Origin of the sequence: Flavobacterium sp., from assembly GCF_043780635.1 — a bacterium.
Lineage (GTDB): Bacteria > Bacteroidota > Bacteroidia > Flavobacteriales > Flavobacteriaceae > Flavobacterium.
Genome location: NZ_JAYWCK010000044.1, coordinates 37,994 through 61,308, shown reverse-complemented (window position 1 = coordinate 61,308; position 23,315 = coordinate 37,994). Strand labels below are relative to the sequence as shown.

Annotated in this window: 22 protein-coding genes and 1 pseudogene; 4 read left to right on the top strand and 19 right to left on the bottom strand. The window is 35.0% G+C overall.

Going from position 1 to position 23,315, the window contains the following annotated elements; genetic code table 11:
- The 8 genes from ACH2BV_RS04505 to serS all read right to left on the bottom strand — a co-directional run.
- The coding region (locus ACH2BV_RS04505; RefSeq protein ID WP_395049529.1) for a pyrroline-5-carboxylate reductase family protein at positions 1-453 on the bottom strand (453 nt) is incomplete at its 3' end.
- A gap of 12 nt (positions 454-465) precedes the next feature.
- Positions 466-1,815 (bottom strand): magnesium transporter, encoded by a 1,350-nt coding sequence (gene mgtE, locus ACH2BV_RS04500; protein ID WP_395049528.1) that lies wholly within the window; start codon positions 1,813-1,815, stop codon positions 466-468.
- On the bottom strand, positions 1,805-2,584 hold the full coding sequence (gene rsmA, locus ACH2BV_RS04495) for a 16S rRNA (adenine(1518)-N(6)/adenine(1519)-N(6))-dimethyltransferase RsmA (protein WP_395049527.1): 780 nt from the start codon (positions 2,582-2,584) through the stop codon (positions 1,805-1,807). Before rsmA ends, mgtE begins: the two co-directional genes overlap by 11 nt.
- Positions 2,585-2,678: 94 nt before the next feature.
- Positions 2,679-2,981 carry a GIY-YIG nuclease family protein gene (locus ACH2BV_RS04490; RefSeq protein WP_395049526.1) on the bottom strand — a complete coding sequence of 101 codons (303 nt, stop codon included), beginning with the start codon at positions 2,979-2,981 and terminating at the stop codon, positions 2,679-2,681.
- 243 nt (positions 2,982-3,224) lie between these two features.
- A complete protein-coding gene (locus tag ACH2BV_RS04485) occupies positions 3,225-3,551 on the bottom strand; it encodes a DUF4286 family protein (protein WP_395049525.1) in 327 nt (108 codons plus the stop codon).
- 65 nt (positions 3,552-3,616) lie between these two features.
- Entirely contained in the window at positions 3,617-5,395 is a 1,779-nt protein-coding gene (locus ACH2BV_RS04480; RefSeq protein WP_395049524.1) for a tetratricopeptide repeat protein, read from the bottom strand.
- Positions 5,396-5,469: 74 nt separating this feature from the next.
- On the bottom strand, positions 5,470-6,282 hold the full coding sequence (locus tag ACH2BV_RS04475) for a hypothetical protein (RefSeq protein WP_395049523.1): 813 nt from the start codon (positions 6,280-6,282) through the stop codon (positions 5,470-5,472).
- A 67-nt stretch (positions 6,283-6,349) separates the two neighbouring features.
- Complete coding sequence (serS, locus tag ACH2BV_RS04470) at positions 6,350-7,621, bottom strand: serine--tRNA ligase (RefSeq protein WP_395049522.1); 1,272 nt, start codon at positions 7,619-7,621, stop codon at positions 6,350-6,352.
- 193 nt (positions 7,622-7,814) lie between these two features.
- Between serS and ACH2BV_RS04465 the strand changes: the two genes are divergently transcribed.
- On the top strand, positions 7,815-9,734 hold the full coding sequence (locus ACH2BV_RS04465; protein ID WP_395049521.1) for a M1 family aminopeptidase: 1,920 nt from the start codon (positions 7,815-7,817) through the stop codon (positions 9,732-9,734).
- Between the two features lie 78 nt (positions 9,735-9,812).
- Here the strand turns inward: ACH2BV_RS04465 and ACH2BV_RS04460 are convergent, their stop codons facing one another.
- Positions 9,813-10,421: a hypothetical protein gene (locus ACH2BV_RS04460; protein ID WP_395049520.1), complete on the bottom strand. Its 609-nt coding sequence runs from the start codon at positions 10,419-10,421 to the stop codon at positions 9,813-9,815.
- 334 nt (positions 10,422-10,755) lie between these two features.
- On the bottom strand, positions 10,756-11,175 hold the full coding sequence (locus ACH2BV_RS04455) for a lipocalin family protein (RefSeq protein WP_395049519.1): 420 nt from the start codon (positions 11,173-11,175) through the stop codon (positions 10,756-10,758).
- A gap of 290 nt (positions 11,176-11,465) precedes the next feature.
- Between ACH2BV_RS04455 and metG the strand changes: the two genes are divergently transcribed.
- Positions 11,466-13,526, top strand: coding sequence for a methionine--tRNA ligase (metG, locus tag ACH2BV_RS04450; protein ID WP_395049518.1), 2,061 nt, complete (start codon positions 11,466-11,468; stop codon positions 13,524-13,526).
- Positions 13,527-13,612: 86 nt separating this feature from the next.
- Here the strand turns inward: metG and trpS are convergent, their stop codons facing one another.
- Positions 13,613-14,584, bottom strand: a complete 972-nt coding sequence (trpS, locus tag ACH2BV_RS04445; RefSeq protein ID WP_395049517.1) for a tryptophan--tRNA ligase — start codon at positions 14,582-14,584, stop codon at positions 13,613-13,615.
- 218 nt (positions 14,585-14,802) lie between these two features.
- On the opposite strand from trpS, the gene ACH2BV_RS04440 reads away from it, so the two are divergent.
- A complete protein-coding gene (locus tag ACH2BV_RS04440; protein WP_395049516.1) occupies positions 14,803-15,549 on the top strand; it encodes a lysophospholipid acyltransferase family protein in 747 nt (248 codons plus the stop codon).
- An 81-nt stretch (positions 15,550-15,630) separates the two neighbouring features.
- Here ACH2BV_RS04440 and ACH2BV_RS04435 read toward each other — a convergent pair.
- The 8 genes and pseudogenes from ACH2BV_RS04435 to ACH2BV_RS04400 all read right to left on the bottom strand — a co-directional run.
- A pseudogene (locus ACH2BV_RS04435) lies at positions 15,631-15,738 on the bottom strand (DNA recombination/repair protein RecA); the annotation flags it as partial.
- A 22-nt stretch (positions 15,739-15,760) separates the two neighbouring features.
- A complete protein-coding gene (locus ACH2BV_RS04430) occupies positions 15,761-16,333 on the bottom strand; it encodes a DUF6705 family protein (RefSeq protein WP_395049515.1) in 573 nt (190 codons plus the stop codon).
- 17 nt (positions 16,334-16,350) lie between these two features.
- The gene (locus ACH2BV_RS04425) at positions 16,351-17,730 is read right to left on the bottom strand and encodes a hypothetical protein (protein WP_395049514.1); all 1,380 of its coding nucleotides are present in this window, start codon (positions 17,728-17,730) and stop codon (positions 16,351-16,353) included.
- Between the two features lie 225 nt (positions 17,731-17,955).
- Positions 17,956-18,960: a recombinase RecA gene (gene recA, locus ACH2BV_RS04420; RefSeq protein WP_395049513.1), complete on the bottom strand. Its 1,005-nt coding sequence runs from the start codon at positions 18,958-18,960 to the stop codon at positions 17,956-17,958.
- A 116-nt stretch (positions 18,961-19,076) separates the two neighbouring features.
- Positions 19,077-19,460, bottom strand: a complete 384-nt coding sequence (locus tag ACH2BV_RS04415; RefSeq protein ID WP_395049512.1) for a hypothetical protein — start codon at positions 19,458-19,460, stop codon at positions 19,077-19,079.
- Positions 19,461-19,482: 22 nt separating this feature from the next.
- Positions 19,483-19,992, bottom strand: coding sequence for an acyl-CoA thioesterase (locus tag ACH2BV_RS04410; protein ID WP_395049511.1), 510 nt, complete (start codon positions 19,990-19,992; stop codon positions 19,483-19,485).
- 177 nt (positions 19,993-20,169) lie between these two features.
- The gene (locus tag ACH2BV_RS04405; protein ID WP_395049510.1) at positions 20,170-20,553 is read right to left on the bottom strand and encodes a DoxX family protein; all 384 of its coding nucleotides are present in this window, start codon (positions 20,551-20,553) and stop codon (positions 20,170-20,172) included.
- Between the two features lie 4 nt (positions 20,554-20,557).
- Positions 20,558-21,706, bottom strand: coding sequence for an ATP-binding protein (locus ACH2BV_RS04400; RefSeq protein ID WP_395049509.1), 1,149 nt, complete (start codon positions 21,704-21,706; stop codon positions 20,558-20,560).
- Between the two features lie 354 nt (positions 21,707-22,060).
- Between ACH2BV_RS04400 and ACH2BV_RS04395 the strand changes: the two genes are divergently transcribed.
- A complete protein-coding gene (locus ACH2BV_RS04395) occupies positions 22,061-23,248 on the top strand; it encodes a phosphoglycerate kinase (protein WP_395049508.1) in 1,188 nt (395 codons plus the stop codon).
- Positions 23,249-23,315: the final 67 nt, after the last annotated feature.

Here is a 23,315-nt window from a genome sequence, read left to right as displayed (position 1 = left end):
AGGTGCCGTTCCTAAATCACGGAAAAGTGCTACTACATTTTGTGCATTCTCTTTGTCTTTTTCATTGAAAGCAATACACGTCGCCGATGCGCCAAATTGAGCCGCAATATTGGGCATAATTCGGATGGCATGATGCGTGTCGCCAATCTTGTTTTGAAGCGCTTCAATAGACAATCCACTTACTGCTGAAGCAATTACTTTGTTAGAAATTACAGGAAGAATTTCAGCCAAAACTGTATTCACCTGATACGGTTTTATGGTGAGAATAATAATGTCTGCTTCTTGAATGTTATGTTTGTTATCCGTAGAAACCGTAACGCCTAATTTTTCCAAATGCAAAATGCTCGAAGTATTTCTTCTGGTTACAGTAATTTGGTTATTCTTCGAAAATTTTGCTAATCCTAATGCTATGGAAACACCTAAGTTTCCTCCCCCAATAATGTGTACTTTCATTTGTTTAATTTTTTAAAACCCTAAAATCATTTGTGCGATCCAAAAATACAGAATTATTCCAAATACATCATTTGTAGTGGAAACAAATGGCCCTGTTGCTATGGCGGGATCAATTTTATTTTTATGCAGAAAAAGCGGAACCAATGTGCCTAAAGTAGCCGCAAATAAAATAACTACGATGATAGATATTGAAATGGCCAATCCAACTTGATATTGCTGATACATAAACGAATGATATCCCAAAAGCAACAAAGAAATTATTGTTCCTGAAATCATCGCAACTGCAATTTCTTTACTGAAATAATCACGACTAAATTCTTTTAAAGTTCCGTTTGCCAGACCCTGAACAACAATTGCCGAGGCTTGCACTCCAATATTTCCTGCAGTAGCTGAAAGTAAAGGAACGAAAATAATTAAAGTAGAATATTTTTGGAAGGCACTTTCGTTACTTTTTAATACAAACGAGGCTACAATTTCAATAACCATTCCGATTAAAAGCCAAGGCAAACGCGCTTTTGTCAATTCGAGAATACTATCGCCAGCTTCTACGTCTTGGGTAATACCTGCAGCCAATTGATAATCTTGATCGGCTTCGTCCTTGATTACATCCACAATATCATCGATGGTAATTCGGCCTACTAATCTACCCAATTCATCTGTAACTGGAATGGCTTCCAAATCGTATTTTTGCATTATACGAGCTACCTCAACATCTTCGGTATCTACCATCACCGAATTTAATTTTTTAATATATACTTCGCTAATCGGTGTTTTTGCTGATGTTGTCAATAAATCTTTGAGTGACAAACGCCCAAGCAATCGGTCTTCATCATCAACTACATAAATAGAATGTACTCTTGAAATGTTTTCGGCCTGGATTCTCATTTGCTTAATGCAGGTAAACACATTCCAATTTTCATTGACTTTTACCAACTCTTTGTGCATAATTCCTCCAGCAGTATCTTCTTGATAACGCAACAAATCGACGATGTCTTTGGCGTGTTCTACATCTTGAAGTTCGGAGATTACTTCCTGCTTTTTGCTTTGCGAAAGCTCTGCAATAATATCAGCAGCATCATTTGTTTCGAGCTCGTCAAGCTCTTCCGCAATTTCTTTTGGCGAAAGCCTACTTAATATTTTCTCCCGTAAATCATCTTCTAATTCCAGAAGGATTTCGGCTGTTTTTTCGCTATCTAAAACCTTGAAAATATAGGTTGCCTCATCAAAATCGAGTTCGTCGAGAATTTCGGCAATATCAGCGTGGTGCAAATCATTCAACAAAACACCCAATTGCTCGTCGTTTTTATTTTGAATAAGTTGCTCTAATTCTTGAATTAGTTCCTTGCTGATTTTAAACTCCATCGGCTTCTATTTTTTGGGTAAGTGCTATAAATTGTTCTACGTTAAGTTGCTCCGGACGAAGGTTAAAAACCTCATCTTCTCTCAAACTATCGGACAAATTTAGTGTTTTTAAACTATTTCTCAATGTTTTTCTGCGTTGCTGGAAAGCGGTTTTTACCACCGTGAAAAACAATTTTTCCTGACAAGGCAAAGTAAAGTTTTCTTTTCTACGCAAACGTAAAACTCCCGATTTTACCTTTGGGGGTGGAATAAAAACGTGTTCGTCTACGGTGAATAAATATTCGGCATCGTAAAAAGCCTGAACTAAAACCGATAGAATTCCATAGGCTTTAGTTCCCTTTTTTTCACAAATGCGTTCGGCTACTTCTTTCTGGAACATTCCCGCAAATTCGGGAATTTGGTTGCGATATTCCAATGCTTTAAATACGATTTGAGTGGAAATATTATAAGGAAAATTTCCGATTATAGCGAATTGTTTCCCCTCAAAAACTTCATTAATGTTATACCTCAAGAAATCTTTAGAGATGATTTTATCCTTTAATTTTGGATAATTCTCGTCAAGATACGTCACCGATTCTGTATCGATTTCAATAACGTAAGTATTGATTGGTTTTTCCAATAAATACTTGGTCAATACTCCCATTCCTGGACCTATTTCTAACACGTCATCGTAACCTTCGAGATTCAAGGTGTCGGCAATTACTTTGGCAATACTTTCATCTTTTAAGAAATGCTGTCCGAGGTGTTTTTTGGCTTTTACTTTTTCCATTCCGCTTTTTTGTCTTTCCCGCGCAGGCGGTAGTTTAATCTTCTTCCCTCAAAGGGTTGGGTTTACTGTCTTTCCCGCGCAGGCGGGAATCTATTTAGTTATACCAATCCTCAGAAAGGTCATTCCACTCTTTGTTTCCTTCTTCAATTAAATTGATTTTCCATTGACGATTCCATTTTTTAAGACGTTTTTCTCTTAAAATTGCATCATTTATATATTGGAAAGATTCAAAATAAACCAGCATATTTACATTATATTTCGAAGTAAATCCTTCATTTACTTTTTGTTTATGCTCCAAAACTCTTCTTTCTAAATCATTTGTAACTCCAATATACAAAGTCCCATTTTTTTGACTTGCTAAAATGTAAATGTAATATTGATGTTGTGTTTTATACATTTAAATTTGGATTATTTTATTGTGGTTTCCCACCTGCGTGGGAAAGACAGCTCATAGGAAAATTTAGCCTCTTTTAACTCTAACTCGTCATTACATTCATTCGGTTGGTTTCCCACCTGCGTGGGAAAGACAGTGCATACAAAAATATTTTTCCTTTTCAATCCCGTCTTGGTTTTTTAAATCCAAAATGTTTTGATTTCCCAACTGCGTGGGAAAGAAAGAGTCAACAATGTATTTACCTTGTCATTCCCGCGCAGGTGGGAATACACTTATCAATTCCAGTTCCGTTCTAAAAGAGAGCATTTTATCTCCAAATAATTGAAGCGCTTCGTCACGCAATTTTGGAGCATCTTCTTGATAATATTTTTCCAAAGTTGCTTTGCTGTCGGTTGTGTATTGAACAGAATAGGTCATTCCTCCCATCTCTTCTTCAATTAAAACGCGCACCATTCTTGCCGATGAGAATTTTCCCGTGGCCAACATTTCAGGAATATGTTTGTGTTGCATCCAAATCATCCATTTTTCGTGGACGCTTTCGTGTATGTTTGTGGTAACGTTGTAAATGATCATTGTTGTGAATTTGGTTAATTGTTTAATTGTTTAACTGGTTAATCGATTAAACAATTAACCATTTTTTAAAGATTCTTGTCTCCTCGCAATTGTCGGTATTCCTTTCGAGCATCAACAAAGTAAATACTGTCTTGATGATTAAAAATTATTTTCTCGTAAAGCGGTTTTGCTTTATCAGGTTGTTGTAACTTATTGTTATAAATTTCTGCCGAAAAATAAAGGGCTTCATCAATATAAATTCCGTCGCTGTGTTGTGCTATGATATTTTGATATTGGGCTAAAGCCAAATTATATTCGCCTTGTTTTTCATAAATTTTACCCAAACGCAACAAAGTTACCGCTTCGATGTCTTGTCCTTTGAAGCTTTTCAAAATTGACTGAAACTGCGCAATCGCTTCGGGATTCCTGTTTTGATATAACGAATAATCACCTTTGGCAAACTGTTTCAATGCGGTTTGAGTCGAATCGGCGACGGTATTGTCGTTTATTAAAAGGAAATATTCCAAAGCATCATTGGCGATCAATTGCGTACTTGTCGATTTCAATTCCTTGAACTGTTTCAAAGCCCACACAAAATCCCCTTGAAAATAACTGGTTTTGGCGGCTTTCAAACTCGCCTCGTGCGCCACGGCATCGTTCTTTAAATTCTCTTCAATTTGGGAATAATAAATTAATGCCTGATTGAATTTTTCTTCATAAAGCAAAATATCTGCCAACTCCATTTTGGCCTGAGCCGCTTCATAATCGTTCAATTGTAACTCAAGTGCTTTCTTGATTATTACTTTTCCTTCCTCAGGTTTTCGCAAATTAAAAGCCACAAAATGCGCCTGAATCAGTTGCAAAGATAGCGTAAATGGACTTATTTCATATTCAGTCAACAAACTGCGTAATTCTGTATTGATAGTTGCAAAATCTTTTTCCTGCGCCTTTCCGATTTTCATATCCAGTAAATAGGAATTGGCTTGGATAAGCAGTTCTAAATCTTTGCTGTTTTCCAGAACAAAGCCCAGAATTTCTTTGGCTGCTTCGGGATTGTCTTCTTCGATGGCAAGTTGTCCCAAATTCACGATGCTGGAAAGTGATTCCGGATTGCGTTTGAAGATTGCTTTTTCTTGAATGAAAGCCTTACCGAACTCTTTTTGTTGAACATAATACCAACTCAAATAATGGTTCCAAAAAACATCTTGGTTTTTCTGAGCTCTAATAATTAATGCTTTTCGCAAAATTTCATTGAAGTTTTCATCGCCTTCTTCAAACATAAAACGAGCCAATTGATTTTGGATTTGAATCGAATTTTGGGGATTTTCAAAAGCTTCATCAAGGAAAGTGGAAATCATCATTTCGGTGTTGCCCAATTGTCCGTATAGCTGTGCTATTTGATAATTGAAATTAAAATTGGGTTGCAATGCCGTTGCCGTTTGATAGGATTTTAAGGCATATTGCAACAAAACTTTTCTCTCGAAAGAATTTGAAATTCCGTAAACTTCATTTGGATTTTTCTTGATTCGTTCGATGGCCTCGTCGTAATACTTTTTGGCGGAAGCCTCGTTTTTTTGCAGCTGAAAATTATAACCCAATTCGACCAGAAGATTGCCTTGTTTGTATTCGTCCAAACGTTCTCGAATGGCTTTTTCGGCAATGTCAAATTGTTGTAATTGTTGGTAGCAATCAATAGTTCGCTGAAAATATTGAGAGTTTGACGGCTGATTTTTTAATAATTCTTCGAAACTGATTTTTGCTTTTTCGAAATCGCCTTTGTCGAAATAATACTGCGCCAGTTGCTCGTTTTGCGAGAAACAAACCAATGAAAAAAACAGAGCGATATGTAGAAAAAAGTATTTCATTTCAAAAGTATACGATATTGGTTTTTTTGCTAAAAATATATGAAAGCCTTATTCTCCGTAATACTTTTTAGATATTAATTTGTCAAAATATTACCATTTGAGTCATACGAAAATGTCCAGTTTACCTCATTTGATGAAGTTATTATTTCATTATTGTAATGTACTTCTGTATATTTTCGATAATTATTTTTTGAGATTGAACGATAAAAATACTCATCTAACAAATGAAACCTTTTCCAAGGATTTAATCCTTTGTCATAATTTTCAAATATTCTAACAATTTTTTCCCCTTTATTTATTCCATTATGTTGCTCAAAATATTCCGTTTTGGATAGATTACCAGAGGAGTCATAATAAAATTTTTCTGAATAAGTCAATAAATAATCATTTGGATCTGTTGAATCATAAGGCATATTTGGAAAAGTTGTTTTTATTTCCTGAAGTTTTTCGTTTGAATAATCGAAAACTTGATTTTTAGACCAATAGATATTGTAAGTATTTGGAATTACTTTTTGCTCAATTTGTATTGCGCTATTCAAAGTAAAATATCTAGTATTTTTGGGAACTGTAAATACAACTGAAGTAGTGAAATCTTCGACAGTAACTTTGTTATTTTCATACACTAAAGTGGTATAAATCTCATTTGTGAAAAAACCTGAATACCCTGTTGTTGTAGCTAATTGCAAAAACCCACCGGTTTTTTTGGTCAGTCGATTACTGTTATCATATGCAAAATAAATTAGCTGAGTCGGATTTTCTGAATTAAAAATGGGATAACTCATTTTAGTAACTAAAGGAAGATTATTTTGGTTATTCATTATTTCTCCGTCATTATTGCAGGAAAAAAGTAAAAACCCAAGAGCGAAAACCATTAAAATTTGTTTCATTTTTTATTCTTAATTTAGATATTAAATTCGAATTCCCAAACGGATTTCCAAAATAGAATACTGATTACTAATCAATAATATTAAACCCGCAATAGCTTCTTAAAACCTCAGGAATTACAATTCCTTCTGCCGTTTGGTAATTTTCTAAAATTCCTGCCAAAACTCTTGGCAAAGCCAATGAACTTCCGTTTAAGGTGTGTGCCAATTGGTTTTTTCCGTCTTTGTCTTTGAAACGCAATTTCAAACGATTCGCTTGAAAAGTCTCGAAATTAGAAACCGAACTGATTTCTAACCAACGCTCTTGCGCCGTAGAATACACTTCAAAATCATACGTCAAAGCTGATGTGAAACCCATGTCACCACCACAAAGACGCAATATTCTATACGGTAATTTCAATTCTTGGAGAATACTTTTTACGTGTTCGACCATTCCATCTAAGGCTTCGTAAGATTTATCAGGATGCTCCACTCGCACGATTTCGACTTTGTCAAATTGATGCAAACGGTTCAAACCACGAACGTGAGCGCCATAAGAACCCGCTTCACGACGAAAACAAGGTGTATAAGCTGTTGCCAAAACCGGCAATTCGTTTTCGTTCAAAATCACGTCACGAAACAAATTCGTTACCGGAACTTCTGCCGTTGGAATTAAATATAAATTATCGGTGGCATCGTGGTACATTTGCCCTTCTTTGTCCGGCAATTGTCCCGTTCCATAAGCCGAAGCTTCGTTGACCATATGCGGAACTTGGTATTCTTTGTAACCTGCAGCCGCGTTTTTGTCCAAGAAATAAGAAATCAAAGCACGTTGTAATCTGGCTCCTTTTCCTTTGTAAACCGGAAATCCTGCGCCAGTAATTTTATTTCCTAATTCAAAATCGATGATGTCGTATTTTTTTACCAATTCCCAATGTGGTTGCGCTCCTTCGTGCAAAACTGGAATATCACCTTCTTGAAAAACGTTTAGATTTTCCTCGGGAGTTTTTCCTTCTGGAACAATATCAGCGGGAAGATTAGGTAAAGTATATAATTTTTCAGAAAGTTCTGCGGCAAGTAGATCAGCGGTTTCGGCTAATGCTTTGCTTTTTTCTTTCAACAAAACCGTTTTTTCTTTTAGGATTGCGGCTTTTGATTTTTCGCCACCTTTCATCAATTCGCCAATGTCTTTGGACAATTTATTAGATTCTGATAAAATTCCGTCCAATTCCACTTGTGTGGCGCGACGTTTTTCATCCAGTTGCACGATTTCTTCAACAACACTGGTGGCATCCATATTTCTTTTTGCCAAAGCCTTGATTACTTTTTCCTGATTCTCTCTAATAAATGCGATTTGTAACATAACTTAATTTTTTAACTCTTTGTTTGTTTTTCAATATAAGGAAGCAAATTTAAGGAAATGTTTTTATAAAAAGGGGGAATCAAAAAGTTAAGAACGATTTATAGCACAATGTTAAATTGTGTTTGCGCTTTTTCTGCTATTAAAGATTGCATTTCAGATAGATTACTTATTTTTACCATAAATATTTTAGCCTATGAAAAAAATATTTCTCTTCGGTTTTCTATTGATTACCTCTTTCATTTTTTCACAAGACAATCTTGTTTTATTTGAAAAAATGAGAGCTTCTGAAGCTAACTTGGCTTCAAAACTTATGTCGGTAAAAACCAATCCAAACACTGCAAATTATGATATTACGTATCATAAATTAGAATTTACTATTAATCCGGCAGTCTATTTTATATCGGGGAAAATAACCACAACTTACACTGCTTTGTCAGATATGGCGAGTCTAACTTTCGATTTATCAAATACATTGACCGTAAGTTCTGTAAAAAGAGGAATTGACAATCTAACTTTTACCCAAAGCGCAACTGAATTACAAATAACTTTGCCTGCAACACAAACAACAGGAACTTCGGAAACAGTAGAAATCACCTATTCTGGGGCACCTTCCTCTTCAGGATTTGGATCCTTTATGCAAAGCACACACGGAACTTCTCCAATTATTTGGACATTGTCAGAACCTTTCGGAGCATTGAATTGGTGGCCTTGCAAACAAGATTTGAACGATAAAGTAGATAGTATTGATGTTTATATTACCGCTCCAAATCAATATACTAGCGTCTCTAACGGTGTCGAACCCGAAGCGCCAGTTATTAATGGATCGGATAAAACGACACATTTTCATCACAACTATCCAATTCCTGCTTACTTGATTTGTATGGCAGTAACTGATTATTCCGTTTACAATCAAACGGGTGGAACTATTCCGAATCAATATCCAATTGTCAATTATATTTATCCGGAAAATTTAACTCCAACTCTTCAAAATCAATTGGCACAAACTCCGTTAATTTTGAATCTTTATGAAAATTTATTCGAAACCTATCCGTTTCACAACGAAAAATATGGTCACGCCCAATTTGGTTGGGGTGGTGGAATGGAACACACCACCGTTTCGTTTATGGTTAGCTTTGGCAGACAATTAATTGCTCACGAAATGGCGCATCAATGGTTTGGTGACAAAATTACTTGTGGCACTTGGAAAGATGTTTGGCTCAACGAAGGCTTCGCCACCTATTTAGCCTCGATGGTTATCGAAAATTTTGACGGACAAGCGGCTTTTATTACCGATAAAAACAATATGATAAACTCGATTACTTCGGTTGCAAACGGCGCTATATATTTAACAGATGCTGAAGCATTGAATGTAAGTCGAATTTTTAGTCAACGATTAACCTATTATAAAGGAGCGATGGTCTTAAATATGCTTCGATTCAAATTAGGTGACACAATGTTTTTTCAAGGCTTAAAAAATTATTTAACCGATTCTAATTTGGCGTATAAATATGCTGTTACGTCCAATTTGCAGTCGCATCTTGAAGCAGTTTATGGCAGCAGTTTAACCGAGTTTTTCAACGATTGGGTATACAACCAAGGCTTTCCAACTTATTCGATTGCTGTTCAAAATAATTTTAATGGAACGGTTTCTTTAAGTGTGAATCAAACCCAATCCGATGCATCGGTACCTTTTTTTGAAATGCCAGTTCCTGTTCGGGTTTTTGGTGCTGGTGGAGAACAAATGGATTTAGTTTTAAACAATGCTTCCAATGGAGAAACTTTTGTTAAATATGTTCCTTTTGTGGTTACAAGTGTTGTTTTTGATCCAAAAAAAGATTTAATTTCTAAAAATTCCAACATTACATTGGCCACTGAAAATTTCAAATTAGATGGCATAAAGTTATACCCAAACCCTACAAATAATAGAATATTTCTGGCTTTTCCAAAGGGAATTTCTCTTCAAAAATCTATTATCTATAACGCTTTAGGTCAAAAAGTAAAAGAAACAACTTCGGCTACTTCTTGGGATGTTAGTGCTTTTTCGGAAGGGGTTTATTTTATGACAATATATACAAAAGAGGGAACTAAACAATTGCAGTTTGTAAAAAAATAAGTTTGGTTTTTTAGAATCAAGTCAGTTATATTTTGATATAACAACCTTTGTTTTGCAATTATTTTTCAATAGAGAATTCTATTTATAATTCCCTACACTTACAACTAATGCTAATCCAGTGTAGTTGTATTTGCCTAAATTTCCAAACAATTTTAAACCAATAGCCAAATCACTTTCTTTTTTTCTATAAAGTTTTAAATTAAACTCATACGGAAAACCTAGTGTGGTTTTAGAATATAATTCGGTAGCATTAGAACCAAAAATACTGAATGTGTTTACATCAATATATTCTGAATAATAAAGCACTGACAACCCGGCACTTGCGCTCAATGAAGCACCATTAAATGGATGGTAAAAACCTATCATTAAGGGTATATTTTCTATACGATAGTGTTTGTAATAATTTAAAGGTATTGACCCTGAGTTATCGACATACTCTAAACCGCTTTGTTCGTTATCAGAAACATAACCTAAAGTGAATAATACATTTGATTGCTGAAAACTAATACTTCCACCTGCTGCAAAACCATCGACATAGCCAAAAGCGCCTCCTGCATAGAGGTCTGCATACCAAATTGAACGTTTATCTGTATTATTTGGGAAGCCACCATTTGGGGATACATCTTGTGAAAAAACACCTGTAATTGAGAAAATCGTTAACGATAAACAAAAGTAAATATGTTTCACAATGATTTTGATTTAGTTAGTAAGTTACTGACTGTTAAAGATATAAAAAATAACAGTACATCAAAGCATCTTCGTGAATCAAATTATCTTTCAATCCTTACTTTCGCATCAAGTTGCTTATCAAAATATTGGAGTGAATCACGTATTGAAGATATTCACTATTCATTACCGTTTCTGAAAAAAATATTCTACCGAATTCCATAGGGTTGTTTTTTGAAAATTTGGCTGCAAAAAACCGTTAAATAACAATACAAAAAACGGAACCAACTTTAAAAGTTATTTCTGTTTTGACTCCATCCCGAAAGATGCAGAATCTAGCACCAGAATAAATTAATTATCTGATGTAAACTGAGATAGCGTTACCATTTTTTAACTTTAATTCATTAATTGTTAGATTAACAATATCATAAGTTGTAGTTACACCATTTATAACAGTAATTAATCTACTATTCCCTTTGGAATAGGTTCCTGACACAGTTGTTAGTGCACATGGACTAACAGTAGAATCATAATCTCCTGAAGTTAATGTATTATCAATCTTTAGATTAATATAATCATGGTCACAACCACTTACATTTTGTGGTGGATCAGCCAATGTTTCTACACCATTAATATTGGTACCAACTTTAACAATACCCCATTTCCCTACTATAGGAGCTATTGTATTTCCATCGTTTTCGTTATTAGGATTACAAGACATTACAAATAATCCGATACTTAGTAGCATCATAAGAAATATGCTTTTAGTTTTCATATCTAATTTGTTTAAAATTAATACTGCAAAATTAGCTGTATAGGTCTCGAAGAATGTTACATAATTATTGATATAGTTTACATTATTATGACGTAATGATAAATTTCATAAAACAAAAACGGTATCGAAAACCCCAATGCCCTAGCCCCGATAGCAGTGGAAATCCTTATTATTTTTCCTTTAAAAACAATAAGATTGCAACGGATAGCGGGAAATAGCTCCTAATCCTTCGACTGCGCTCAGGAAGACAATAAATAATTCCTTATTTTTGCAACAAATTAAACTGAATTATGTTACAGAATCCAAAAAGATATACCATTACGGCGGCATTGCCTTATACAAACGGACCCATTCACATTGGGCATTTGGCGGGTGTTTACGTGCCTTCGGATATTTATTCCAGATATTTAAGATTACTGGGGAAAGACGTTTTGTTTGTTTGCGGAAGCGATGAACACGGCGTGGCGATTTCGATGAAAGCCAAAAAAGAAGGGGTTACACCTCAGGAAGTAATCGATAAATATGATGGAATTATCCGAAAATCATTCTCGGATTTTGGAATTTCATTTGATAATTATTCGAGAACTTCGGCTAAAATTCATCACGATACAGCTTCGGAATTTTTTAGAACGCTATATGATAAAGGTGATTTTATAGAGGAAGTGACCGAGCAGTTGTATGATGCCAAAGCAGACCAATTTTTAGCAGACCGTTTTGTTGTGGGAACTTGTCCACGTTGTGGTAACGAAGAAGCCTATGGTGATCAATGTGAAAATTGTGGTTCGACACTAAATGCAACGGATTTGATTAATCCAAAATCAACAATTACGGGAGAAACTCCAATTATGAAATCGACGAAACACTGGTTTTTGCCTTTGGATCGTTATGAAGATTTCTTGAAAGAGTGGATTCTAGTTGGACATAAAAACGACTGGAAACCCAATGTTTACGGACAAGTAAAATCCTGGATTGACGGCGGACTAGAACCTCGTGCGGTAACTCGTGATCTCGATTGGGGAATTGATGTTCCTGTTGAAGGTGCCGAAGGGAAAAAATTATATGTGTGGTTTGACGCCCCGATTGGTTATATATCTTCGACAAAAGAATGGGCTGCGAGAGAAGGAAAAGATTGGAAACCTTACTGGAAAGATCAGGACACGAAACTGGTTCACTTCATTGGGAAAGACAATATTGTTTTTCACTGCATCATTTTTCCGGCGATGTTGAAAGCAGAAGGAAGCTATATTTTGCCAGATAATGTTCCTGCAAACGAGTTCCTGAACTTGGAAGGAAATAAATTATCGACGTCTAAAAACTGGGCGGTTTGGTTGCACGAATATTTGGAAGAATTTCCGAATCAGCAAGATGTTTTGCGTTATGCGCTGACATCGAATGCACCTGAAACCAAGGATAATGATTTTACCTGGAAAGATTTTCAGGCGAGAAACAACAACGAATTGGTTGCGATTTTTGGAAATTTCATTAATCGTGTGGTGGTGTTAACCAATAAATATTACGAAGGAATCGTTCCAAGTCCGAACACATTTTCGGGAGTTGATGAAGCTACTTTGACCGAATTGAAAGCATACCCAGCCGTGATTTCGAGTTCTTTGGAACGGTATCGATTCCGTGAAGCTTTGGGCGAATTGATGAATGTTGCCCGATTGGGAAATAAATATTTGGCAGACGAAGAGCCTTGGAAAATGGTAAAAACTGATCTGGGTCGTGTACAAACCCAAATGTATGTGGCTTTGCAAATTGCTACTGCTTTGCGTGTTTTGTGTGAACCGTTCTTACCTTTTACCGCTTGCAAATTATCCGGCATTTTGAAAACAGATTTAAAATTAAGTTGGAATAATGTTGCAACAAATTCCGATTTGATTCCTGCAGGACACCAAATTGGGGAAGCCGAATTGCTTTTCGCCAAAATTGAAGACGAAGAAATCCAAAAACAAATAGACAAATTGGAAGCAACAAAGACCGCTAATTTAGCCGAAAACAAAGTGGTTGAACCACAAAAAGAAACCATTCAATATGATGATTTTGCCAAAATGGATTTGCGTGTCGGAACCATTCTCGAAGCAGAGAAAATGCCAAAAGCCAACAAGCTTTTAATCCTAAAAATCGACACTGGTATTGACATTCGCACTATTGTTTCGGGAATTGCCGAGAGTTTTTCTCCTGAAGAAATTGTAGGGAAACGCGTGACTGTTTTAGTGAATTTGGCTCCAAGAAACCTACGTGGCGTTGAAAGTCAAGGAATGATTTTGATGACAAATAACGCCGAAGGGAAGCTCGTTTTCGTAAATCCTGATGCGGATGGTGTTGCGAATGGTGAATCGATAAATTAAAAAAATTAACCGCAGATTTGCAGATTAATAAAAAACTAATCTGCAAATCTGCGGTTGATTTTTTTGAAGGACAAGCGGGAAATTATTTACTCAAAACCTAATTTTACCCTCACTCTTCCTAAAACGCCTTTAGCAACAACTGTAGCCTTTTCGGCACCAGTTTTTAATAAAGCATCTACTTCGGCGAGGTTATTCATAAAGTAATTGTATTTCTCTCTTTCGGTTTTGAATTTATCGACAATCAATTCAAACAAAGCCTGTTTGGCGTGACCGTAACCGTAATTTCCACCCAAATAATTGGCTCTCATTCCTTCTATTTGTTCTCGTGTAGCCAATAAAGAATAAATAGCAAAAGCATTACAGGTTTCTGGATTTTTAGGAGCTTCAAGTGGTGTGCTATCAGTTTCGATGCTCATTACTTGTTTGCGTAAGGCTTTATCATCCAAGAAAATATTGATAATATTATTGGCTGATTTACTCATTTTTCCACCGTTGGTTCCAGGAATCAACATGCTGTTTTCTTGAATTTTGGCTTCAGGAATTACAAAAGTTTCTCCCATTTGGTGGTTAAAACGTGAAGCCACATCACGTGTAATTTCTACGTGTTGCAATTGGTCCTTTCCCACGGGAACAAACTGTGCATCGTATAACAAAATATCGGCAGCCATAAGCATTGGATACGAAAATAATCCAGCATTTACGTCTTCTAATCTATCAGCTTTGTCTTTGAAAGAATGTGCTAATGTCAATCTTTGGAAAGGGAAAAAACAACTCAAATACCAAGACAATTCAGCCGTTTGTGGCACATCGGATTGACGGTAAAAAACTACTTTATCCACATTCAAACCACAGGCAAGCCAAGCTGCTGCGGTGCTATATGTATTTTCTCTTAATGTTTTTCCGTCTTTTATTTGGGTTATCGAATGCAAATCGGCAATGAAAAGAAACGATTCATTTTTAGGATCATTCGATAATTCAATTGCCGGAATGATTGCGCCAAGTAAGTTCCCTAAATGTGGTGTTCCTGTACTTTGAACGCCGGTGAGTATTTTTGCCATTGTAATTTATACTTAAATAAGTTTTCAAATTTAATGCTTTTATAAAGAATTAGCACAGTATTACTTTCTTTTGAGATATTATTTTTGTCATTTCGACGAAGGAGAAATCACATAACGAGAGCAACTAATGCGATTTCTCCTTCGTCGAAATGACATTATTTAAGAATTTGGATAAAATAACATACCAACTTTGCGGTTAAAAAAGTAAATTTGACGCTATGAGAGGAATAAAAATTATTTTTTGGTCCGTTTGGCGTGTCTGGTTATATGTATTAATGACCATACCTATTCTAATTATGTTTCCTTTTTTGGTAGCTTCCATTTTGACCGAAAGTTGCTATCCTTATTTTTTTAAAATGGCTAGAATTTGGGCGAAAGTCATTCTTTTCGGAATGGGATTTTATTATAAAATCGAAAAAGATCAAGAGCTCGAATCTCATAAAAGTTATATGTTTGTTGCCAATCACACTTCAATGGTCGATATTATGCTGATGCTAGTCTCGGTAAAGAAACCTTTCGTTTTTGTGGGTAAAAAAGAATTGGTAAAAATTCCTTTGTTTGGGTTTTTCTACAAACGAACCTGTATTTTAGTCGACAGAACAAATTCCAGAAGTAAACACGGTGTTTTTGAACGAGCACAAAAAAGAATAGATCAAGGACTCAGCATTTGTATTTTTCCCGAAGGCGGAGTTCCTGATGACGAATCTATAGTTTTGGACCACTTTAAAGACGGCGCTTTCCGCTTAGCTATTGACCATCAATTACCGATTGTTCCCATTGCTTTTGGAGATAATAAAAAGCGGTATTCCTATACCATTTTTAGTGGAAGCCCAGGACTTTTACGCGTAAAAATTCTTCCATTTATTGAAACAGAAGGAAAAACAATGGCTGACAAGAATAGTCTTAAAGACCAAGCTTGGAAAGTAATTCATAAACAATTGCAATTATTTGAATCCAAAAAGTAATTGCTTTCGAAATGAGATTGCTTCGTTCCTCGCAATGACAGTAAAAGAAAAGAGCCTCACATTGGAGACTCTTTTCTAATTTTAAGCATTTTTTTCTTTTATTAAAGCCTTGATTTTGGCTTCTACTTCATCGGCTAGTTCCGGATTGTCTTTGATTAACGATTTTACAGCATCACGACCTTGACATAAAATTTCTATTTAAGTGCTTTTTCTATTGTTTGGTCAAAATCAAATCATTTACTGGCATAATTTGGGCTGCATTACCATTGGGGCAATCTTTTAAAGAAATAATCTCTTGTTGCTCCATAAAAAACAATCTCATTTTGTTATTATTACTGTTTGGTTGAATATCAATAATAATACTGCCTTTTTGACCACACAAACTTTCTTTTCCTATATAATACAAAAAATAAGAAGCCTTTTCCCAATAATCCCCTTTAATAACATAAGAACTAGTGTCTGGTAACGCTCTGGTATCTTCAATAATTGTTCCGTTACTATCTGAAATAACATAACGCATTAGGAGTTTGTCTTCCAATAAGTTTTTATAATTACTTGTATATTTTGTTATTCTAAATTCATAATTTCTACTATTATAAGTTCCTTTCCACGTTCCTACATATTTGTCTAATATATTATTTACGTCTTTTATATAAGTAATATTTTTAGGGATTCCATTTCCAGAATCTAAGTATTTTGCTACTTCTTCCAGTGGCAGTATAGTTTGTGCTTTACAAGATAAATTCGATAGGATAATAAATCCTAAAATTAGTATTTTTTTCATTTTTTTCGTTTTTTGTGTTATTGACATGGAGTTGTTTGTAATAAATTGATTGCGTCTAATGATTTTTTTTCTGATGTTCCGTCATCGTTCACTTTATATAAGGTAATTCCTTTGATGCCTATATTGTCTTTTAAAAACAGTAAAAAACCTAGCTCATTTCCATCCTTTTTTGTTGCTAATTTGAATTTATCATCTAAATCAGTTCCCCAATTAAAATTCGTGTTTATATCGGCAATATTTCCTGTAAATTTTAAAGTATATGTTCCTGAACTAGAAACCATTGTGGAATAAACATCTGCTACAAGAATAGTATTGGTTTTTGTATTAAGTAAAGTTTCTAAGAACTGCTTAATGTCCTGAGGAGAAAATATTGGGATAGGCTTAGACATTATGGGCGAACCATCTGGATGAAACTTTCCTGATGGATAAGGGTTTATGTGGACATGAATACCACCCTTAAAATTAGTTCCTGCAGGAGGAGTCATATAATTTGGATTACTGCTACTAACAAAATCTAGAAATGTTCCGTCTGCTTTTTGTACCACCCCAGTTTCTTTTAATAAACCTGTATTCTTTTTAAGTAAATCTATTTTTGCTTTAAAATCAGGATTACTGTTTTGTGTCTTTAATCTATCACAAGGGTCTAATACATTATCAATAATTTCATTTCTAATAGTTACGTATTTGTAGGTTTCATAAGAACTTTCAGATTCACCACAAGGCACGCTCATAGGTTCATCTACGGTGTATGTTGCAATTGTGGTATAAGCGTACTTTTTTTCAGTAATAGTACCAACGGTTATATTGTAATAATGATCTGTATAGATTGAATAAGTAACATAGACATGCTCTGAAAGATAACAGACGGGTACGCTGGCTGTTTTCTTATTTCCTAAATGAAATCGATTAATGATATCATTAAGAGGCATTAAAGCATTATTTGCATATGGATTTATACTTTTCCCGTTAATCACCACTAGTTGGTCTATTTGCTTTCCGTACAATTCATAAACGTTAAGAGTGCCAGTAAAGGCGTCTATTTTTTGAATAGAATTAGCATATAAAGGATGATTTAAACCAGAATAGATTTCAATTAAATAGGAGTAAATCTGATTTTCTTTCTTAATACTAATCAATGCGTATTTTAATTTGCTTTGAAATAAATTGGATTTGATTATGGTCGGATTTTTTTCTTCAACCTCTATTTCATAAATTTCAACACCATCTTTCTCTATTTTCTTTATGCTTTCCCAATTTACAACCAAATTATTAGCAAAAGTTTGATTTTTAAATTGATCTAGTTTCAAATCTTTTGTTAGTTGATTTGTAATGGCATCGGTTTGATTTATTCCCGCAGTATTATCTTCAGGACTACAAGAGAAAAGGATTAAAGCCAAAGCAACTAAACAACACTTAAAGTTTAAATTTTGGGGTTTGGGGTTTGGGGTTTGGGGTTTTTCATAAATTAGTAGGTTTTAAAATTAGAGTTCTAAATTAGCAATAAATTCTTATAAAACACGCTTTTTTATTAAATAATTTCACCTCTTTTGGTGTTCTTCAGAAAGTTGAATTTAAAAGTAAACCAAAAAAAAGAGCCTCACATTGGAGACTCTTTTCTAATTTTAAGCATTTTTTTCTTTTATCAAAGCCTTGATTTTGGCTTCTAATTCATCGGCTAATTCCGGATTGTCTTTGATTAACGCTTTCACCGCATCACGACCTTGTCCTAATTTAGTTTCGCCATAACTGAACCAAGAACCCGCTTTTTTGATGATTTCAAATTCAACGGCTAAATCCAAGATTTCTCCTGTTTTAGAAATTCCTTCGCCATACATAATATCAAATTCAGCTACTTTAAATGGCGGAGCCACTTTGTTTTTCACGACTTTCACTTTGGTTCTGTTTCCAAGTACGTTATCGCCATCTTTGATTTGAGTCGAACGACGAATATCCAAACGTACCGAAGCATAAAACTTCAAGGCATTTCCCCCCGTCGTAGTTTCAGGATTTCCGAACATTACGCCAATTTTTTCTCTCAACTGGTTGATGAAGAAAACCGTACAATGCGTTTTGCTGATGGTTCCAGTCAATTTTCTCAAAGCTTGAGACATCAAACGAGCGTGTAATCCCATTTTAGAATCACCCATTTCGCCTTCGATTTCACTTTTTGGAGTCAAAGCAGCAACCGAGTCAATCACGACAATGTCAATCGCTCCTGAACGAATTAAATTCTCGGCAATTTCCAAAGCTTGTTCCCCGTTGTCAGGTTGAGATATGATTAAGTTTTCGATGTCAATGCCCAGTTTTTCGGCATAATTTCTATCGAAAGCGTGTTCTGCATCTATAAAAGCAGCAATTCCACCAGCTTTTTGAGCTTCGGCAATGGCGTGCAAAGTCAAGGTTGTTTTTCCCGAAGATTCAGGACCGTATATTTCAATCACTCTTCCTCTTGGATAACCGCCAACTCCCAAGGCTAAATCGATTCCCAAAGATCCTGACGAAATAGTTTCCACTTCTTCGACGGCTTTGTCGCCCATTTTCATTACGGTGCCTTTTCCGTAGGTTTTATCTAGTTTGTCAAGTGTAAGTTGTAGTGCTTTTAATTTGGCTTCTTTCTCTGAACTCATCTTTTCTTTCATTTATTTTTGTGCTTATCTTTTTGTAAAAATACTTCTTTTTTTGGAAGAAGCAAGAGGAATTTTTACGGAAATTGGATTAATAGTTTAAGAGTAGGATGAAAATTTTACTTTTGCAATTTTTCAAAACTTGATGATGAATTTCCGTCAGGAGAAATGTCTAAATATTTATCATTAATCCATAAAATCCCATTTCCAAAAGTTTTAAATTTCTCTCCTAATTCATTAAAATTTTTCCATTCACTTAATTCAATTTCACAATATCCGTCGTCGCTTTTCAGCCAAGTTCCTTTGTCGGTTAAAACAACATTACCGTTTTGATAATAATGTAAAAATGTTCCATCACCTTTAATTTCTAAATAATTAACTGCCGTTGGATTATTTTTACAAATATATTTTCCTGAAAGATCTTGTGAACACGTTCTTAAGTCTAAACAGCTTTGAAACAATAAAATTGAAATTAGGACAATTATAAAATTTTTCGGATTCATTGTTGGTGTTTTAATGTTAATTTCACACAAACAACGCCTTCAATTCCGTAGCATCGTGAGGATTTAATTTTCCAGCCAAGACCAAGCTAAGCTCTTTTCTTCTCAAGGCGTCATTATAACGGTGTTCTTCAAGTTTAGTTTCGGGAATTATTTGTGGCACTTCAACAGGTTTTCCGGCGTCATCGACAGCCACGAAAGTATAAATGGCTTCATTGGACTTTGTTCTTTCTCCAGATTTTTTTTCTTCAATCCAAACATCAAGGTAAATTTCCATTGAAGTTTTGAAGGCTCTTGACACTTTAGCCTCAATAATAACAACACTTCCCAACGGAATTGCTTTGTTGAAAGCCACGTGGTTTACAGAAACGGTAACGGCAATTCTACGCGAATGTCTTCCTGCAGCAATACTAGCGGCACGATCCATTCGGGCCAATAATTCGCCACCAAAAAGGTTGTTTAAGGGATTTGTTTCGCTAGGTAAAACCAAATCAGTTAATACGGTCAAAGATTCAGAAGGATGTTTTGAATTCATTTTTATGTTTTTTAACCATATAAGGAATATAAGGTCATTTGAGTTTGTTGTAATAAATAGTTTTTATTTATTGTTGAGCAAAATTACACGTTTATTTTGAGTAAATAACAAATTAAGAACTAAGTCATCTAGCCTTAAATGATCTTAAATGCCTTATATGGTAAACTTTAAATATCTTTAACTCAACAATAAAACCGCCATAACTGCCGGGATAAAGTAGATAACAATGGTTCTAGCGCCGTCATAATCTTTGGCTAGTCGTTGCCCAAAAAGCAACATCAATAAAGTGATACTTGAAAAAACAGCACCGTATAAACCAAAGGTTCTTCCGTTGCTTACGAACAATTCGATGCCACCTACTACGCACAAAATCCCAGAAATTAATTCTAAAACCAAGATATTCAGCAAGGCTAAACGAACCAGGTTTTTCAATTGGGTTTTGGCAAAATGCTCTTTTAGCCAATCGAGGTTGTCTTTCCAATAAAATAATTTATCATAACTGGATTGTATGAATGTGATGGCCAAAAAAGCCAAAAGCAAAATGGAGGCTGCGTTGTTCATATTCTTATTTTTTATGTATTAAACGGGTGAGTTTTATGGATAAATCAGTGAGGATTATTTTGGCATTTCCGTTGCGCTCAATGTGGTAAATTGCATCGGACAATTCCTGGAATATTTCGTGAATGTTGTTGCCGTTTACAAAAGGCGCAAATTTGGCTATCGTAAAATTTTCAACGGCTGGCTCAAAATAAACCAGACTTGGCGTTTCGTAATTATGCATCAATGCTTGACGGAAAATATCAATGCAATATTGCAGAAACTTCTTTTGGGTTTCTCTTCCCAAAGCAGCAATTTGTTCGCTCCAATGAATTAAATCTGCAATTACAGCTGGATTTCCTTTGGCTTTGAAAGCCGCACGAACCCAAACCACAAACCATTGTTCGAATGGAAATTCTTCGCTGTCATCTTTTAGCAAATGCAAGGCCTTATTGTAATTTCCTTGTGCTTGATGGGCGATTTTTGTAGCCAGTTTTGGTTCTATTTGTTCGCGAGAAACAAGAGCTCCAGTAATGACGTGTTCGCTCAATCCATTTAAATGCAGGACTTGACAACGAGAGCGAATTGTTTGAATGATGTCTTCCTCGTTTTCGGAAATCAGAATAAAAACTGTTTTTTCTGGCGGTTCCTCGAGCAGTTTCAGTAATTTATTGGAAGCAGAAATATTCATTTTATCGGCCATCCAAACAATCATAATTTTATAACCGCCTTCATATGATTTTAAAGCTAATGCTTTTAGAACTTCTTGTGCGTCATCAACCCGAATTTCGCCTTGTTTGTTTTGGACGCCTAAAACGGAATACCAATCGAACAAACCTCCATAAGGATTTTGGCTAATAAATTGTCTCCAATCTGCAATGAAATCAAGACTTTTTGGATTTTTTTTCACATCTTCGGTGCTTACCGTTGGATAAACAAAATGTAAATCAGGATGTGAAATCTTTTGGAATTTGAGATTGCAAGCTTCATTGATACCTGAATTTTCTCCGTTTTGATTGCCACATAAAATGTATTGAGCATAAGCAATCGCCATTGATAAAGTGCCACTTCCCTCAGGTCCAACAAATAATTGTGCGTGAGGAATTCTACCTAAATCGGCGCTTCGTGTCAAGTGGTTTTTGATGTAATCCTGCCCTAAAATTTCTGAAAACTGCATAGGGCAAATATAGAATAAAAAGCTTCAAAAACTGCAAAGGTTTATTGTTTTGGAACCTTTAAAAAAGGATTATTTTAGATTTAATTTTTGCATTAAAGTTATTTGAGTGTCTAGTTTAATTAATCCCCTTCTTGGGCGATCTAAATCCAAAGTAATAAAAATCACGATACAGATTAAGAAACAAAGACTAAAACAAACATAATTTTTTTAACCTAAAATTAAAAAAATCAATGATTACATAAAATTACAACGTTTTCGTTATCAGATTGCTATAATTTTTAAACTATTCTTATTTTTAAGTTCCTTAAAAGTTCTATATTTGTTTTTCTTTCAAAAAATTTAAAAACACAACCAATGAAAACTATAAACGATTTCGATTTCAAAAACAAAAAAGCCATAATCCGTGTTGATTTCAATGTGCCATTAGACGAAAATTTTAATGTAACTGATGCCACTCGAATCGAAGCGGCAAAACCTACAATTGATAAAATTCTTGCCGATGGAGGAAGCGTGATTTTGATGTCACATCTAGGAAGACCAAAAGGATTGGAAAGAAAATATTCATTAGGACATATTGTAAAAAAGACTTCAGAAATTCTAGGACAAACGGTTTATTTTTCGCCAGATTGTATTGGAACTGAAGCTGAGAAAGCGGTAAATAATTTACAACCGGGACAAATTTTATTATTGGAAAACTTACGTTTTTATGCTGAAGAAGAAGCTGGAGATGTTGATTTTGCAAAAAAATTAGCTTCTCTTGGAGATATATATGTAAACGATGCTTTTGGAACAGCTCACAGAGCACACGCATCAACTACCATAATTGCACAGTTTTTTCCAAAGGATAAATGTTTTGGATTATTATTGGCAAAAGAAATCGAAAGTTTGAACAAAGTTTTAAAAGATTCCCAGAAACCAGTTACTGCAGTTCTTGGAGGATCGAAAGTGTCTTCTAAAATAACGGTTATCGAAAACATTCTGGACAAAGTTGACCATATGATTATTGGTGGCGGGATGACTTTTACTTTCGTGAAAGCATTGGGCGGAAAAGTTGGAGAGTCCATTTGTGAAGACGATAAACAAGAATTGGCATTGGAAATCTTGAGATTGGCCAAAGAAAAAGGAGTTCAAATTCATATTCCTGTGGATGTTGTTGCTGCAGATGCTTTTTCGAATGATGCCAATACTAAAATTGTTGATGTTCGTGAAATTCCTGACGGATGGCAAGGATTGGATGCCGGACCAAAATCATTGGAGAACTTCAAAAAAGTAATTTTAGAATCAAAAACGATACTTTGGAACGGACCTTTAGGCGTTTTCGAAATGCCGAATTTTGCCAATGGTACCATAGAATTAGGCAATTTTATTGCTGAAGCAACTGAAAACGGAGCATTCTCGCTTGTAGGCGGAGGCGATTCTGTTGCAGCTGTTAAACAGTTTGGTTTTGAAGACAAAGTGAGTTATGTTTCAACTGGTGGAGGAGCTATGCTTGAGATGCTTGAGGGTAGGATTTTACCCGGAATAGCTGCTATTTTGGACTAAATATTGCATTTTTAACAATATTTACTGAAATTTTTAGTTATAACGTATTATGTTTGCAAAAACGATT

What these genes read in the sequence shown, in the direction of transcription:
- ACH2BV_RS04485 (WP_395049525.1), bottom strand. Translation starts at nt 3,551, where the DNA reads ATGATCATTTACAACGTTACCACAAACATACACGAAAGCGTCCACGAA.
- ACH2BV_RS04415 (WP_395049512.1), bottom strand. Translation starts at nt 19,460, where the DNA reads ATGAATCCGAAAAATTTTATAATTGTCCTAATTTCAATTTTATTGTTT.
- ACH2BV_RS04480 (WP_395049524.1), bottom strand. Translation starts at nt 5,395, where the DNA reads ATGAAATACTTTTTTCTACATATCGCTCTGTTTTTTTCATTGGTTTGT.
- ACH2BV_RS04395 (WP_395049508.1), top strand. Translation starts at nt 22,061, where the DNA reads ATGAAAACTATAAACGATTTCGATTTCAAAAACAAAAAAGCCATAATC.
- ACH2BV_RS04405 (WP_395049510.1), bottom strand. Translation starts at nt 20,553, where the DNA reads ATGAACAACGCAGCCTCCATTTTGCTTTTGGCTTTTTTGGCCATCACA.
- ACH2BV_RS04465 (WP_395049521.1), top strand. Translation starts at nt 7,815, where the DNA reads ATGAAAAAAATATTTCTCTTCGGTTTTCTATTGATTACCTCTTTCATT.
- ACH2BV_RS04490 (WP_395049526.1), bottom strand. Translation starts at nt 2,981, where the DNA reads ATGTATAAAACACAACATCAATATTACATTTACATTTTAGCAAGTCAA.
- recA (WP_395049513.1), bottom strand. Translation starts at nt 18,960, where the DNA reads ATGAGTTCAGAGAAAGAAGCCAAATTAAAAGCACTACAACTTACACTT.
- ACH2BV_RS04475 (WP_395049523.1), bottom strand. Translation starts at nt 6,282, where the DNA reads ATGAAACAAATTTTAATGGTTTTCGCTCTTGGGTTTTTACTTTTTTCC.
- ACH2BV_RS04440 (WP_395049516.1), top strand. Translation starts at nt 14,803, where the DNA reads ATGAGAGGAATAAAAATTATTTTTTGGTCCGTTTGGCGTGTCTGGTTA.
- ACH2BV_RS04455 (WP_395049519.1), bottom strand. Translation starts at nt 11,175, where the DNA reads ATGAAAACTAAAAGCATATTTCTTATGATGCTACTAAGTATCGGATTA.
- ACH2BV_RS04400 (WP_395049509.1), bottom strand. Translation starts at nt 21,706, where the DNA reads ATGCAGTTTTCAGAAATTTTAGGGCAGGATTACATCAAAAACCACTTG.
- ACH2BV_RS04430 (WP_395049515.1), bottom strand. Translation starts at nt 16,333, where the DNA reads ATGAAAAAAATACTAATTTTAGGATTTATTATCCTATCGAATTTATCT.
- ACH2BV_RS04410 (WP_395049511.1), bottom strand. Translation starts at nt 19,992, where the DNA reads ATGAATTCAAAACATCCTTCTGAATCTTTGACCGTATTAACTGATTTG.
- trpS (WP_395049517.1), bottom strand. Translation starts at nt 14,584, where the DNA reads ATGGCAAAAATACTCACCGGCGTTCAAAGTACAGGAACACCACATTTA.
- mgtE (WP_395049528.1), bottom strand. Translation starts at nt 1,815, where the DNA reads ATGGAGTTTAAAATCAGCAAGGAACTAATTCAAGAATTAGAGCAACTT.
- rsmA (WP_395049527.1), bottom strand. Translation starts at nt 2,584, where the DNA reads ATGGAAAAAGTAAAAGCCAAAAAACACCTCGGACAGCATTTCTTAAAA.
- metG (WP_395049518.1), top strand. Translation starts at nt 11,466, where the DNA reads ATGTTACAGAATCCAAAAAGATATACCATTACGGCGGCATTGCCTTAT.
- serS (WP_395049522.1), bottom strand. Translation starts at nt 7,621, where the DNA reads ATGTTACAAATCGCATTTATTAGAGAGAATCAGGAAAAAGTAATCAAG.